14 protein-coding genes are annotated in these 13,939 nt (G+C 71.8%); 11 read left to right on the top strand and 3 right to left on the bottom strand.

What is annotated here, in order from left to right; translation table 11 throughout:
* Positions 1-207: 207 nt before the first annotated feature.
* From dop to prcA, 5 genes are all read left to right on the top strand, one after another.
* Entirely contained in the window at positions 208-1,728 is a 1,521-nt protein-coding gene (dop, locus tag ACNTMW_RS25820) for a depupylase/deamidase Dop (protein WP_426636397.1), read from the top strand.
* A gap of 77 nt (positions 1,729-1,805) precedes the next feature.
* Complete coding sequence (locus tag ACNTMW_RS25825) at positions 1,806-2,024, top strand: ubiquitin-like protein Pup (RefSeq protein WP_426636398.1); 219 nt, start codon at positions 1,806-1,808, stop codon at positions 2,022-2,024.
* Positions 2,025-2,475: 451 nt separating this feature from the next.
* The gene (locus ACNTMW_RS25830) at positions 2,476-2,643 is read left to right on the top strand and encodes an endonuclease domain-containing protein (RefSeq protein WP_426636458.1); all 168 of its coding nucleotides are present in this window, start codon (positions 2,476-2,478) and stop codon (positions 2,641-2,643) included.
* A 31-nt stretch (positions 2,644-2,674) separates the two neighbouring features.
* Positions 2,675-3,514, top strand: coding sequence for a proteasome subunit beta (prcB, locus tag ACNTMW_RS25835; protein WP_426636399.1), 840 nt, complete (start codon positions 2,675-2,677; stop codon positions 3,512-3,514).
* 55 nt (positions 3,515-3,569) lie between these two features.
* On the top strand, positions 3,570-4,409 hold the full coding sequence (gene prcA / locus ACNTMW_RS25840) for a proteasome subunit alpha (protein WP_426636400.1): 840 nt from the start codon (positions 3,570-3,572) through the stop codon (positions 4,407-4,409).
* Between the two features lie 212 nt (positions 4,410-4,621).
* Here the strand turns inward: prcA and ACNTMW_RS25845 are convergent, their stop codons facing one another.
* Together ACNTMW_RS25845 and ACNTMW_RS25850 are read right to left on the bottom strand one after the other, a co-directional pair.
* Entirely contained in the window at positions 4,622-5,017 is a 396-nt protein-coding gene (locus tag ACNTMW_RS25845; protein ID WP_426636401.1) for a DUF2304 domain-containing protein, read from the bottom strand.
* Positions 5,018-5,021: 4 nt separating this feature from the next.
* Positions 5,022-5,711 (bottom strand): glycosyltransferase family 2 protein, encoded by a 690-nt coding sequence (locus ACNTMW_RS25850; RefSeq protein ID WP_426636402.1) that lies wholly within the window; start codon positions 5,709-5,711, stop codon positions 5,022-5,024.
* A gap of 475 nt (positions 5,712-6,186) precedes the next feature.
* Here ACNTMW_RS25850 and ACNTMW_RS25855 point away from each other — a divergent pair, with 475 nt between their 5' ends.
* The 4 genes from ACNTMW_RS25855 to ACNTMW_RS25870 all read left to right on the top strand — a co-directional run bounded on the left by ACNTMW_RS25855 (position 6,187) and on the right by ACNTMW_RS25870 (position 10,593).
* Positions 6,187-6,570, top strand: coding sequence for a GntR family transcriptional regulator (locus tag ACNTMW_RS25855; RefSeq protein ID WP_426636403.1), 384 nt, complete (start codon positions 6,187-6,189; stop codon positions 6,568-6,570).
* A 147-nt stretch (positions 6,571-6,717) separates the two neighbouring features.
* Positions 6,718-8,076 carry a Pup--protein ligase gene (pafA, locus tag ACNTMW_RS25860; RefSeq protein ID WP_426636404.1) on the top strand — a complete coding sequence of 453 codons (1,359 nt, stop codon included), beginning with the start codon at positions 6,718-6,720 and terminating at the stop codon, positions 8,074-8,076.
* 377 nt (positions 8,077-8,453) lie between these two features.
* Positions 8,454-9,233, top strand: a complete 780-nt coding sequence (locus ACNTMW_RS25865; protein ID WP_426636405.1) for a hypothetical protein — start codon at positions 8,454-8,456, stop codon at positions 9,231-9,233.
* 91 nt (positions 9,234-9,324) lie between these two features.
* Positions 9,325-10,593, top strand: a complete 1,269-nt coding sequence (locus ACNTMW_RS25870) for a multidrug effflux MFS transporter (RefSeq protein WP_426636406.1) — start codon at positions 9,325-9,327, stop codon at positions 10,591-10,593.
* Positions 10,594-10,607: 14 nt separating this feature from the next.
* On the opposite strand, the gene ACNTMW_RS25875 is transcribed toward ACNTMW_RS25870, so the two are convergent.
* Positions 10,608-11,729 carry a DUF3866 family protein gene (locus tag ACNTMW_RS25875; RefSeq protein WP_426636407.1) on the bottom strand — a complete coding sequence of 374 codons (1,122 nt, stop codon included), beginning with the start codon at positions 11,727-11,729 and terminating at the stop codon, positions 10,608-10,610.
* 119 nt (positions 11,730-11,848) lie between these two features.
* Between ACNTMW_RS25875 and ACNTMW_RS25880 the strand changes: the two genes are divergently transcribed.
* Both ACNTMW_RS25880 and ACNTMW_RS25885 read left to right on the top strand, forming a co-directional pair.
* Positions 11,849-12,844 carry a helix-turn-helix transcriptional regulator gene (locus tag ACNTMW_RS25880; protein ID WP_426636408.1) on the top strand — a complete coding sequence of 332 codons (996 nt, stop codon included), beginning with the start codon at positions 11,849-11,851 and terminating at the stop codon, positions 12,842-12,844.
* Complete coding sequence (locus tag ACNTMW_RS25885) at positions 12,841-13,803, top strand: helix-turn-helix transcriptional regulator (protein WP_426636409.1); 963 nt, start codon at positions 12,841-12,843, stop codon at positions 13,801-13,803. The genes ACNTMW_RS25880 and ACNTMW_RS25885 overlap by 4 nt, the downstream gene beginning before the upstream one ends.
* The last annotated feature ends 136 nt before the right edge of the window (positions 13,804-13,939 follow it).

The raw sequence follows: 13,939 nt of genomic DNA on the forward strand, positions 1-13,939 counted from the left end.
TGGGATGGGCGGGGCGACGGCCGGGCCGGGGTAGCCGGTACGGGCGAGGCGAGGGAGCGGGATGAGCGGGCGAATCGGCGGGCGCAGTGCGCAAATCGCGTGCGGCGGGCGAATGGGGCATAGCGAGCGAGTCGTGCGCAGTGGGCGGATCGGCGGCCGTGGCGCGCACGGCTCCCCACGCGCTGCCGAGTGGAGCGAGGTGGCGGCATGAGCGTCCGACGGGTGATGGGCACCGAGGTCGAATACGGCGTGTCCGTGCCGGGGCAACCCGGCGCCAACCCGATGGTGACGTCGTCGCAGGTCGTCAACGCGTACGGCGCGCGGCCCGAACTGACCAGGGGCGGGCGCGCCCGGTGGGACTACGAGGAGGAGTCGCCGCTTCGGGACGCCCGCGGCTTCAGCTACTCCGGCGCCCTCTACGACCCGGCCGAGGCCCTTGCCGACGAGGACCTCGGCCTGGCCAACGTGATACTGACCAACGGTGCCCGGCTGTACGTCGACCATGCCCACCCGGAGTACTCCACGCCCGAGGTGACCAACCCGCGTGACGTGGTGCTGTGGGACAAGGCGGGGGAGCGGGTGATGGCCGAGGCCGCCCGCCGGGCGGCGACCATCCCGGGCACCCACCCGATCCACCTTTACAAGAACAACACCGACAACAAGGGCGCCAGTTACGGCGCCCACGAGAACTACCTGATGCGCCGGTCGACGCCGTTCGCCGACATCGTGGTCCACCTGACGCCGTTCTTCGTCACCCGCCAGATCGTGTGCGGCGCCGGCCGGGTCGGCATCGGCCAGGACGGGTCCACGCCCGGGTTTCAGATCTCGCAGCGCGCCGACTTCTTCGAGGTCGAGGTGGGGCTGGAGACCACGCTCAAGCGGCCGATCATCAACACCCGCGATGAGCCGCACTCCGACGCCGACAAGTACCGCCGGCTGCACGTCATCATCGGCGACGCCAACCTCTCCGAGATCTCCACGTACCTCAAGGTCGGCGCCACCTCGCTGGTGCTGGCGATGATCGAGGAGAAGGCGCTCCCCGGCGACCTGGGTATCGCCGACCCGGTCAGTGAGCTGAAGGCGGTCAGCCATGACCCGTCGCTCAAGCACCTGATCCGGATGCGCGACGGGCGCCGACTGACCGCACTGGACATCCAGTGGGCGTTCTATGAGCGGGCACGGGCGTTCGCCGAGGCACGCCGGGGCGAGGACGGCACCGAGGAGATCACGTTCGACGTGCTCGACCGGTGGGAGAGCGTCCTCGACCGGCTCGGGCGTGACCCCGGGCTGTGCGCCGACGAGCTGGACTGGGTGGCGAAGCTGCGCCTGCTGGAGGGCTACCGCGAACGGGAGTCGCTCGGGTGGGCGTCACACAAGCTGCAACTGGTCGACCTGCAGTACTCCGACGTGCGGCCGGAGAAGGGGCTCTACCACCGGCTCGTCGCCCGGGGCTCGATGAAGACCCTGTTCAGTGAGGACGAGGTACGCCGGGCGATGGTCGAGCCGCCGGAGGACACCCGGGCCTACTTCCGGGGCCGGTGCCTGGCGCAGTACGCCTCCGAGGTGGTCGCGGCGAGCTGGGACTCGGTCATCTTCGACATCGGCCGGGAGTCGCTGGTCCGGGTGCCGATGATGGAGCCCGAGCGGGGGACCAGGAAGCACGTGGGCACCCTGTTCGACCGCTGCGCCAGCGCCAAGGACCTGCTTGAGGCGATCACTTCCGGGTAACGTCGGAGGATCGCGGTACGTTGTTGGCACGCACACGAAGGCACGCACCGGCAGCGCGCTAGAGGAGGGCCCTGAGGATGGCAACTCGTGAACCCGGCGGACAGTCGCAGTCCGGCCGTTCCCGCCGTGACCAGGAAATCGACGAGACGCCGGCCCCAGAGGCCAGCGCCGAGGTCGCTGAGCGGCACGAACAGTTGAGTGAGGACGTCGACGACCTGCTCGACGAGATCGACTCGGTTCTCGAAGAGAACGCAGAGGAGTTTGTCCGTGGTTATGTGCAAAAGGGCGGGGAGTAGGACATAGCCGTAAAAAACGGACGTGCCTCGACCGTTGGATGACAAGGACGGACTGCGTCGTTGTCGGGATTGCGGTGAGCGCAAGCCGCTGGCTGAATTCTGTAGCAACCTACGACGCCCCGACGGCAAGGGCAGCTACTGCAAGCCGTGCTTCAACGTACGGTCCAGAGCGAGTTACGCGAAGCGGATCGGTGAGAAGTTCGGCAGGTCGGTAGCGGTGGCCCGGCAAGTGCCCGAGGGCCACCGCTACTGTCCGGACCGCACGGGGAGGTCAGGCCGATCGAGGACGTTCCGCGCAACCGATCCGCCGGCACCGGCTGCGCGTCCTCCGGTAAGCCGCGCCACCACACGCGCACCAGGGCGGCCAGGGAGCGGCCGTACGGCAGCAGTACCCGGGAGCGCCACCTGAGACGTCGCTTACGGCCTCGGCCAGAAGGAGTTCGAGACGCACCTGGCCGAGCAGGGCGGCGTCTGCGCGATCTGTGGCACGCCCGACCCTGAGCATGTTGACCACGATCATGTATTCGGTAACGTACGTGGCGTCCTCTGCTTCAACCGCAACGGTGGACTCGGTCAGTTCAAGGACGACATCCAGAACCTGAGCAAGGCGATCAGTTAAGCAAGGCGATCAGTTACCTGAAAGGAACCACGTGGCAGCGGGTCTCGATCCATCCGGGCGTCTACCGGTTGTCTTCACCACGCCGGCAACCTCGTCGTTCACCGAGTTCTTGAGCCTCGCCGCGCCGGACCTGCTGCCGGGCCGGCGCCCGCTGCCCGCCGGGGCGTCCGCCGACGTCTCGCCGCACGCGACCACGATCGTGGCGCTGACCTGTGCGGACGGTGTGGTCATGGCCGGCGACCGCCGGGCCACCATGGGTAACCTCATCGCCAGCCGCGACATCGAGAAGGTCTTCGCTGCCGACGCCTACTCGCTGGTCGGCATCGCCGGCACCGCGGGGGTGGGCATCGAGCTGATGCGGCTGTTCCAGGTCGAGCTCGAGCACTACGAAAAGATCGAGGGCACGATGCTCTCGCTGCACGGCAAGGCCAACCGGCTGGCCACGATGATCCGCAACAACCTTGGCGCGGCGCTCCAGGGCCTGGCCGTGGTGCCGCTGTTCGCGGGCTTCGACGTGGAGGCCGAGGACGCCCGCCACGCCGGCCGGATCTTCAGCTTCGACATCGCCGGCGGCGTCTACGAGGAGAAGGGCTTCGACGCCATCGGCTCCGGGTCGCTGTTCGCCAAGTCGGCGCTGAAGAAGCGGTACCGCCCCGGAATTGCCGTCGACGAGGCGGTCCGGCTGGCGATGGAGGCGCTCTACGACGCCGCCGACGACGACACCGCGACCGGTGGCCCCGACCTCACCCGCCGGATCTTTCCGGTGGTGATGACCGCGACCGCGGACGGCTCGCGACGGCTGACCGACGAGGAGTCCGCCGTGGTGGCCGAAGCCGTGGTCCGCGACCGTATGGAGAACCCGGGCGGCTGACGCCGCCCACCCCGCACGCAAGCCGACGATCGCCGTAAAGGAGACGCAAGCCGCCGTGGCCATGCAGTTCTATGCCTCGCCCGAGCAGATCATGCGGGACCGCTCGGAGTACGCCCGCAAGGGCATCGCCCGTGGTCGCAGCGTCGTCGTGCTCACCTATGAGGGTGGGGTCCTCTTCGTCGCCGAGAACCTGTCGACCGCCCTGCACAAGGTCAGCGAGATCTATGACCGGATCGGGTTCGCCGCCGTCGGGCGGTTCAACGAGTTCGAGAACCTGCGGGCCGCCGGCATCCGCCACGCGGACTTCCGCGGGTACGCCTACGACCGCCGGGACGTGACGGGGCGGGCGCTGGCAAACGCGTACGCGCAGACCCTCGGCGCCATCTTCACCGAGCAGTCCAAGCCGTTCGAGGTGGAGATCTGCGTCGCCGAGGTCGGTACCCGGCCGGAGCGGGACGAGCTCTATCGGCTGACCTACGACGGCTCGGTGTACGACGAGTCGGACACCGGCACGATCGCCATGGGTGGGCAGGCGGAGGCCATCTCCGAGGCGCTGCGCGGCAGTCACCGCCGCGACATGACGTTGCAGGAAGCGGTACGCCTGGCGGTGGACTCGCTCGGCAGCGTCGGTGGCGAGGGTGGCCAGCCGCGCAAGCTCGAAGCCGGCCAGCTCGAGGTCGCCGTGCTCGATCGCCGGCGCACCGGGCGTGCGTTCCGGCGTCTCACCGGCGCCGCACTCGCTCCGCTGCTCGCCCCCGCTGGCGGTGCCGAGGGTGGAACGGGTGACAAGGGTGCCGAGGAGGCCGGCGAGGCGCCGTCGATCGCCGAGCCCGGTACGTCGCCTGCGGACAAGTCGCCGGGCGGGGTGGACCCGCTCGCCGAGGGCGAGGCCTGACCGGCCTGCCGGGTCCGTCGTCGTCAAGATCCGCGCACCGCGGAGTCAAGATCCGCGCAAGGTCGCACGTATTGCTGCTTCCCGGAGCGCTGATACCGCAATGTTCGCGACCTTGCGCGGATCTTGACCGCTGGGGCGGTCACGGATCTTGGCCCCTGGGGCCGTCGCGGATCTCGACCGTCCGGACGGGGTCCGCGACGGCGGACGCTGCTTCAGACCAGCGGTTCGGCCTCACCGGGTCGGGTCGGGGGCGGCAGCAGCCCGCGTTCACGGTTGAGTGTCTCGGCATCACGGATGGCGACCGCGCGGGCCAGTTCGGTGACCCGCTGCTCGCTTTCCCGCAGTCGCAGATAGAAGTTGAGGACCGCGAACACGAACGCCACGATCAGCCCGTACAGCAGCAGGTCCGCGCCGCGACCGACGCCGACGAGATGTGCCACCCAGGTGGTGGCTTCGGGATTGACCACCGCGATGGCGTTCAGCATCAGGAACACGATGAACGCCAGCCGCTTGCCGGCCTGCATGCGGACGCCGTGCTGACCGCGGATGAACACCATGAGGAAGCCGAGGATAGCGGCCAGCAGGAACGCCTTGATCAGGATCTGCATGTCGTCACTTCCCACGCCGTGACATCGAGACATCGAACAGGATGTTGACGCCGTTGATCAGTGACTGACCCTTGGCCCGCGAGTAGTCGGTGTAGAGGATCGTCACCGGCTGCTCCACGACGCGCCACGGGGAGCGGGCGAGGACCGTGGCGATCTCGGAGGCGTGCGCCATGCCGTTCTGGGTGATGTGCAGCCCCTCTGCCGGCTCCCGACCGAACACCCGCAGGCCGTTGTGCGCGTCGGTGAGCTTCAGCCGGCGGGCGGTCGGGCTGAGGGCGACCACGGTACGCAAGACGACGCGCTTGATCCACGGAACGGCGGCCGCGTCGCGGAGGAAGCGGGATCCCAGGACCACGTCGGCGGTGCCGGACCGGGCCACGTCGAGCATCGCGGACACGTCCTCGACGCGGTGCTGGCCGTCGGCGTCGAAGGTGACGAAGTACCGGCCGCCGGTGCGGGCCAGCGCGTAGCGCAGGCCGGTCTGCAGCGCCGCGCCCTGCCCCATGTTGATCGGGTGGCGCACCAGGTGGGCGCGGGTGCCGAGGATCTCCGCGGCGGAGGAGTCGGTGCTGCCGTCGTCGACGCACACGATGTTGGGGAAGGTCGCGAGAACCTTCTCCACGACGTCGGCGATCACCTTCTCCTCGTTGTAGACGGGGATGACGACCCACACGTCCCTGTTGCCCTGGACCACCCGCTCACCTCTCGAGGCCGTACGCCGCGGCAATGATAACGGCGCCGCGGTTGCCGTCATGATCTACGCCGGTGGGCGTGCGAGCCGGCGGTGTGCCCGCCACCACGACCGGCCGCCATGAACACCGGCCGGTCGCGCTCGATCAGGTGGAACGTGAATCGTCGCGGGAGAACCCGCACCGGTCCACCGCGCCGGAGCCGCGACATGGACCCGCATGCCTGCTCCGCCGCCGTGCCCGGATCGACGGTTCGGTGTCCTGATGGTAGGCGAGGCGCGCCGCGGCGCGGCAGCGAACCCGTCGGCGTCGCCGGTGCGGGCGGTGGCCGCCGGTGTCGGCGTGGGCGGTGGCCGCCGGTGTCGGCGTGGACGGTGGCCGCCGGTGTCGCCGGCACCATCTGTATCGCGACAATGGTACAAATGTTGCTACGACTGGACGCCGGAGGTGCCGGCGGTGGTCTGTGGCGGGTGAGCAGTGATGATCATTCAGGTGGACCCGGCGTCCCCGGTGCCCCCGTACGAGCAGGTACGGGCCAGAATCGCGACGCTGGCCCGGGACGGTGAGCTGCCGGCCGGCACGCGGCTGCCGACGGTCCGCCAGCTCGCGGCTGACCTCGACCTCGCGGTCAACACCGTGGCGCGGGCGTACCGGGAGTTGGAGACGGCCGGCCTGGTCGAGACCCGGGGCCGGCACGGCACGTTCGTCACGCCCCGGGCCGGCGGCGTGCCGGCGGAGGCCCAGCGGCTCGCGACCCGGTACGCCGAGGAGACCCGCCGGCTCGGGCTGAGTCCCGCGCAGGCGCTCGGGCTGGTCCGCGCGGCGCTGGGGCAGGCCGGGCCGGCGGAGAGCGCACCGCGCTGACGACGGCGGACGTCGACACGTGCCGGTGCGGTCCGATCGACTGGTGACCTCCGGTGACGATGTGGCCACGGTACGTCCGAAAAATCAATCATGATCTGGGGCCACTCGCTACGGCGGGAATGTGCCTCCGGCGGCTAATGTCTTTCCATGGACCGGCGCATCTTCGGACTGGAGACCGAGTACGGGGTCACCTGTACCTATCGAGGGCAGCGGCGGCTGTCCCCGGACGAGGTGGCGCGTTACCTTTTCCGACGGGTCGTGTCGTGGGGCCGTTCGAGCAACGTGTTCCTGCGCAACGGCGCGCGGCTTTACCTTGACGTCGGATCGCACCCGGAGTACGCGACTCCCGAGTGCGACTCAGTCCCCGACCTGGTCGTGCACGACCGTGCCGGCGAGCGCATCCTCGAAGGCCTGCTCGTCGACGCCGAGAAGCGCCTGCATGACGAAGGCATCGCGGGCGAGATCTACCTGTTCAAGAACAACACCGACTCCGCCGGCAACTCGTACGGCTGCCATGAGAACTATCTGGTCAGCCGGCACGGCGAGTTCGGGCGGCTGGCCGATGTACTCATCCCGTTCCTGGTCACCCGGCAGCTCATCTGCGGCGCCGGCAAGGTGCTGCAGACCCCGAGGGGGGCCGTGTACTGCCTGTCGCAGCGGGCCGAGCACATCTGGGAGGGGGTCTCGTCGGCCACCACCCGAAGCCGGCCGATCATCAACACCCGGGACGAGCCGCACGCCGACGCCGAGCGGTACCGGCGGCTGCACGTCATCGTCGGCGACTCCAACATGAACGAGGTCACCACGCTGCTCAAGGTGGGCAGCGCCGACATCGTGCTGCGGATGATCGAGGCCGGTGTCCCGGTGCGTGACCTCACCCTGGAGAACCCGATCCGGGCGATCCGGGAGGTCAGCCATGACATCACCGGGCGGCGCAAGGTGCGGCTCGCCAACGGCAAGGAGTGCAGCGCGCTCGAGATCCAGCAGGAGTACTACAGCCGGGCGACCGAGTTCGTCGAGCGGCGTGGCTCGGACGCCGCCACCAAGCGGGTGGTGGAGTTGTGGGGCCGAGTCCTGCACGCGGTGGAGACCGGCGACCTGTCCGGGGTGGACCGTGAGATCGACTGGGTCACCAAGCTCCGAATGATCGAGGGGTACCAGCGCAAGCACGACCTGCCGCTGTCGCACCCCCGGGTGGCCCAGATGGACCTCGCCTACCACGACCTGCGGCGCGGCCGGGGTCTGTACGCGCTGCTGGAGAAGCGGGGCGCGGTCGACCGGGTGGCCACCGACGTGGAGATCTTCCAGGCGAAGGAGACCCCGCCCCAGACCACCCGGGCCCGGCTGCGCGGGGAGTTCATCCGGCACGCGCAGGAGCGCCGCCGGGACTTCACCGTCGACTGGGTGCACCTCAAGCTCAATGACCAGGCACAGCGGACGGTGCTGTGTAAGGACCCGTTCCGAGCCTACGACGAGCGGGTCGACCGGTTGATCGCCAGCATGTGACTGGCGGGTAGCAAGCCGGTAGGCTCGGCGGCGCGATGGCAAACGATGAATCCGCCGCCGAGCCGACGCCTGCGCTCCGCTCGCCCGCGCCCGCGCCTTCCGAGCCTCCGCCGGCGCCTCCTGCGCCCGCGGAGGCGCCGGCGATCCCTGTGGGCGTAACCGTGTCCACGCCGTCGGCTGCCGCCGGCGACGCCGTGGACACGACGCCGTCGACGATCCCTGTGGGCGTAACCGTGTCCACGCCGTCGGCTGCCGCCGGCGACGCCGTGGACACGACGCCGCCGACCTCCGCGGGCGCGCCCGCGGAGGTGACTCCCGCAGTCTCGCCGCCGGACGTTCCCACCGCGCCGACGGACGGCGGGGATACGCCATCCACCGTGCCGCCGGACGTTCCCACCGTGCCGGACGGCGGGGGTACGTCCCCCGACAGGGCGGTGGGCACCGGCGGCACGGTGGGCGACGAGAGCGCGCCGCCCGCCCGACCGGGCGCGGCGCTCACCGCGCACCCGCTCGTCGCCCGGATCCGTGACCTCGCGGCCACGGGGTCACAGCGGGTGCGGTTCGCCGTCGCCGCCGGCGCGGCGGCCCTGGTGCTGCTCGTCGGATTCGTCTCGTGTTCCGGGCCCGACGCCGGGCCGGGCGGCCTCGTTCCGGCGGGGACGGCCGTCTTCAGCGCGTCCGCGGAGTCGCCCGGCAGTGCCGCTGCCACGTCGCGCGCGCCGGCGGCGACCACGGACGGCTGCCATGGGATCGTCACGGCGGCCCAGGTGTCGAAGGCGGCCGGTTTCGAGGCGGTGGGTGCGGGTGGGGACGCCGCGGCCGCGGTCACGGCGTACGCCGAGACGCTGCGCGCGCGGGGGCTCGCCGCCACCGTGCACGTCTGCCCGTTCGTCGGAACCCACGGCGACCAGGTGCACGTCATGGCCCTGGTCTTCCCCGACGCCCGGCAGGCCGAGCGGATGTACGCGGACACGAAGGTGGGGACGAAGGCGCTGTCGGGCGTCGGGGACGCGGCGGTCACCGATGGCGCGCGGACGTTGTCGGCGCGGCGCGGGCGCAGCGTGGTGCTCGTCCAGTTGATCCGGGTGGCCAGCCCCACCGCCGACAACACGGCGCCGCTGCGGGCGCTGGCGCTCGCCGCGCTGGCCAAGGTCTGACGGACCCCGAGGTCCGGGGCGACCGCTCTCAGGATCCAGCGGTACCGGCGCTCCGCACGGCTCTTTTTTAGCATCGCTTACTGTCTGTGGGGTGTGCGAAGCCCAGACGCGGGACCGTGTCGAGGTCCGACGACCAGGCTGGCTACTGGTACTCCTCGGGGCGGTGACCGGTATCGGGCCGTTCTCGATGGACATGTACCTGCCGGCGCTGCCCCGCATCAGCGACGAGTTCCACACCGGAGCCGCACAGATCCAGCTCACCCTCACCGCGTGCCTCGTCGGTCTCGCGGCGGGTCAGTTGCTGGTCGGCCCGCTCAGCGACCGGTGGGGCCGGCGTCGCCCGCTGCTGGCCGGTCTCGGCCTGTACGTGGTGACCTCGCTCCTGTGCGTCGCGGCCACCTCGCCGGCCACCCTGACGCTGGCCCGGCTGGGGCAGGGCCTGGCCGGCGGCGCGGCCGTCGTCATCGCCCGTGCCGTCGTCCGTGACCTGCACAGCGGGGCAGCCGCGGCGGCGTACTTCTCTCGCCTGGTCCTGGTCTTCGGGGTCGCGCCGGTCATCGCACCGAGCGTGGGTGGCATCGCCCTGCGGGCCACCGGCTGGCGCGGAATCTTCCTGATCCTCGCCGCGATCGGCCTGCTGGTGCTCGTCGCCGCCGCCACGGGACTGCCGGAGACGCTGTCCGTCGCGCGCCGCCAGGCCGGTGGCCTGGCGGAGACCGGCCGTGGCGTACGGGCACTGCTGCGCGACCGCTCGTACGTCGGGTACGCGTGCGCACTGGGTCTCGCGGGCGCCGGGCTGTTCGCGTACATCTCCGGGTCGTCGTTCGCGCTGCAACGCGTCTACGGTGCCTCACCCCAGGTCTACGGCCTGCTGTTCGGGGTGAACGCCCTCGGGTTCGTGCTCGTCGGCCAGCTCAACGGCCACCTGGTGCGCCGAGTACCGCCCCGCCGCCTGCTGGCGACCGGGTTGGTCGTCCTGGTCGCCGCCGCGCTCGCCCTGCTGCTCGTGACGCGCTGGCACAGCCTGTTCGCGGTGGCGGTACCGCTGTTCGTGTTCATGTCCGTGCTCGGCATGGTGCTGCCCAACACCACGGCGCTGGCCCTGGACCTGCACCCGGGCCTGGCGGGTACGGCCTCCGCGCTGCTGGGGGCGGCGCAGTCGCTGTGCGGGGCGGTCAGCGCGCCGCTGGTCGGTCTCGGCGGCGGCGCGACGCCCATGGCGCTCGCCATGACGGCCGGCGCGGCCGGCGGGATGGCCGCCTTCCTGCTCGCCGCGCGCGGCCCCCGCGGTGACCGCGGCCCCCGCGGTGACGTGCACGAGGACGTCGCCGAGCGCGGGGTGCGCGGGGGCACCAGCTAGACCGGGGGCACCAGCTAGACCGGGGGTGCGTCGGCCTGCTGGACCGGGGGTGCGCCGGCCTGCCCGATCAGGGTGGCCGCGTGCCGGCCCGCCGCCGCCGCGGCCAGGAAGTACGTGTAGTCGGCGTCGAGGCCGCGGCCCATCGTGGACAGCTTCACCGGCAGCGCCCGCAGCGCCTCGTCGAGCCCGTCGACGCCGACGGTCACCACCCGGTGCCGGTGCCGCAGCGGTGCGAGGGCGGCGTCGACGTCCAGGGACTCGTCGATCCCGGCCGGTACCACCAGGTCGGCCGGGGCGAGTGCGACCCGGCCGTAGGCGGTCAGGCTGTGATGGGAGACGCCGCGGTGGCGGGGGCGAGGGTCGGCATCCGAGATGCGCAGCGACCCGACCGGCCGGCCGGAGAGCACCGCCGTCGCGTTGACCGCCTCACCCACGGCGACCCCGGAGAAGCCCCAGGGCGTACCGGTGCCGAGGTTGCCCGGGCCCTGCGCGACGACCGCCACGTCGGCGCGCAGCACGTGGCGGGCGGCGAGCAGGCCGCTGTGCACGTTGGTGGCCTCCAGGTCCCCGCCGAACGCCTGCCCCACGGTGACCACCCCGGCGAGCCGGTCGGCGAGGGCGTCGAGGGTCCGCGAGAACCAGGCGGGCAGCGCGCCGCCGTCGGTCATGACGTAGGCGACCCGCACGTCGGCGCGGTCGGCGTGCACCCCGGCGACCACGGCGGGCAGCGCGGAGTGCAGGTCCGCGGCGACCACCGGCATCCCGTCCAGCGTGTCCGCCGGCGCCAGTACGTCCCGATGCGGGGAGTCGTCCTCGTCGGCGGCCAGGACGACCGCCTGCAGCGGCGTGTAGCGGGCCTTCACCACGTGCCCGGGCCGGTCGGTGTCCTCGGGCAGCCGGTCGGGCAGGGCGACGACCAGCGCGTACCCGCCGGTGCCCAGGCCGAGCGCCAGCGCGTTGGTGTTGAGCAGGACGGCGTCGCCGACAGCGGGCAGGCCCACCAGGGCCGGGTAGGCCAACGCGCGGACCGTGGGCGGGTCGTCGGGGTGCCGGCGGTCGAGGGCCACGTCGAGTTCGACCGCGCCACGCCAGGACCGGCGCAGCCCGGTCACGGTGCCACGCCGCCATCGGATCACCGTGTCACGCTAACGCACCCATCGGCGGGGCCGTCTCCGAGTCGGTCGATCGTACGAATGTTCGGGTAGAGGAGGGTGGGTACCGGCAGATCTCCGGCAACGCTGCTAGCGTCGCTACCGTGTCGCGCAGCCGCACCGAACGCCTCGTCAATCTGGTCATCTGCCTGCTGTCCACGCGCCGCTTTCTGACCGCGGCGCAGATCGCCGCGACCGTGCCCGGATACGAGCACGATCCGTCCGATCCGCGTGACCACGAGGCGTTCCAGCGCAAGTTCGAGCGGGACAAGGCCGAACTGCGTGATCTCGGGGTGCCCCTGGAGACGGGTACCGCCAGCATCTTCGACGCCGAGCCGGGGTACCGGATCGGCCGCGGGGAGTATGCCCTGCCCGACATCCACCTCGAGCCCGACGAGGCGGCCGCGGTCGGCATCGCCGCCCGGACCTGGCAGCACGCCGGCCTGGCCGCCGCGGCGTCGTCGGCGCTGGCGAAGCTGCGCGCCGCCGGCATCGACGTCGACCCGCACGCCACCCTCGGGGTGGAGCCGGTGGTGCGGGTCGACCCGGCGTTCGAACCGCTGACGGCCGCGGTACGCGACCGGCAGGCGGTCCTGTTCGACTACCGCACCCCGTCCGACGACCAGCCCCGTACCCGCCGCCTGCAGCCGTGGGGCGTGGTGTGCTGGCGTGGCCGCTGGTACGTGGTCGGCCACGACCTCGACCGCGACGCGGCCCGCTGCTTCCGCCTGTCGCGGGTGGTCGGCGCGGTGCGCCGCGCCGGCGACCCGGGCGCGTACGAGCCGCCGCAGGTCGACCTGATCAGTTACGTCGCGACCTGGTCCGGCCCGCGTGAACGCACCTACCGGGCCACGGTCCTGGTCCGCCCCGGCCGGGCCGCCGGCATCCGCCGCTACGCCGAGCAGGTCGTCCCCGCCGCCGACGGCGACCGGGTGGTGCTCACGTACGCCGACGCCGAGGGACTGGCCGCCTGGCTGGTCGGGTACGGCGCCGACGTGCTCGTGCTCGACCCACCGGAGGTGCGCGACTTCGTGGTGAAGCGGCTGCACGAGATCGCTGGCGCCCATCCCGGTTCGCGACAGGAGGTGACGCTGCCGTGAGCGGTTCCGCCGACCGGCTTTCCCGGTTGCTCAACCTGGTGCCCTACCTGCTGGCCCGGCCCGGCATCGCCGTCGCGGAGGCGGCGGCCGACCTCGGTGTCACCGAGCGGCAGCTACGCGACGACCTGGAGTTGCTGTGGGTGTGCGGCCTGCCCGGGTACGGCCCGGGCGACCTGATCGACATGGCGCTCGACGGTGACCGGGTCACCATCACCTACGACGCCGGCATCGACCGGCCGCTGCGGCTGACCCGCGAGGAGGCGCTGGCCCTGGTCGTGGCGCTGCGGCTGCTCGCCGAGACCCCCGGCGTCGGGCACCGGGACGCGATCGAGCGCGCCCTGGCCAAGATCGAAAGCGCCGCGGGCGACGAGGCAAGCCCGCCGGTGGCCGTCCGGCTGCCCGGCAACCGCGACCGGCTCGCCGCGCTGCGCGGCGCCGTCGAGCGCGGGCGGGCCCTGCGGATCACGTACTACACGGCCGCCCGGGACGAGACCACCGACCGGGTGGTCGACCCGATGCGCGTCCTCGTCGTCGGTGACCGGGCCTACCTGGAGGCGTGGTGCCGTCGGGTCGAGGCGGTCCGGCTGTTCCGCGCCGACCGCATCGATGCCTTCGAGGAGCTGACCGAACCGGCCGCCGTGCCGGCCGAGGCGCAGCCGACCGACGTCAGCGCCGGCGTCTTCCGGGCCACCCCGGACCAGCCGCTGATCACGCTTCGGATCAGCCGGGGAGCGCGGTGGATCACCGAGTACTACCCGTGCGAGGAGGTCCGTGCCGAGCCCGGTGAGCACTGGCTGGTGTCGCTGCGCGCCTCCGACCTGGCCTGGGCTCGCCGGCTGGTCCTCGGCCTCGGGCCGGACGTCACGGTGGTGGGGCCGCCCGAGCTGGTCGAGGCGGTGGGCGCCGAGGCGCGCACCGCGCTCGCCGCGTACGAGGAGCGCTTCTCGCTCTCCTGCTGACCGTCCGGCCCGCGGCGTCCACCAAGATCCCGGCAATGCCGCAAACGGCAATGTCGCGAACATTGCAGTATCAACGCCCCCGGAACCAGCAATGTTCGCGACATTGTCCGGATCTTGAGCCACCCGGCGGGCGGCA

The organism is Planosporangium spinosum (assembly GCF_049999945.1).
Taxonomy (GTDB): Bacteria; Actinomycetota; Actinomycetes; order Mycobacteriales; family Micromonosporaceae; genus Planosporangium; species Planosporangium spinosum.

Coding starts and splice junctions, on each gene's coding strand:
- pafA (WP_426636404.1), top strand. CDS start 6,718: ATGGACCGGCGCATCTTCGGACTGGAGACCGAGTACGGGGTCACCTGT.
- ACNTMW_RS25825 (WP_426636398.1), top strand. CDS start 1,806: ATGGCAACTCGTGAACCCGGCGGACAGTCGCAGTCCGGCCGTTCCCGC.
- dop (WP_426636397.1), top strand. CDS start 208: ATGAGCGTCCGACGGGTGATGGGCACCGAGGTCGAATACGGCGTGTCC.
- ACNTMW_RS25845 (WP_426636401.1), bottom strand. CDS start 5,017: ATGCAGATCCTGATCAAGGCGTTCCTGCTGGCCGCTATCCTCGGCTTC.
- ACNTMW_RS25855 (WP_426636403.1), top strand. CDS start 6,187: ATGATCATTCAGGTGGACCCGGCGTCCCCGGTGCCCCCGTACGAGCAG.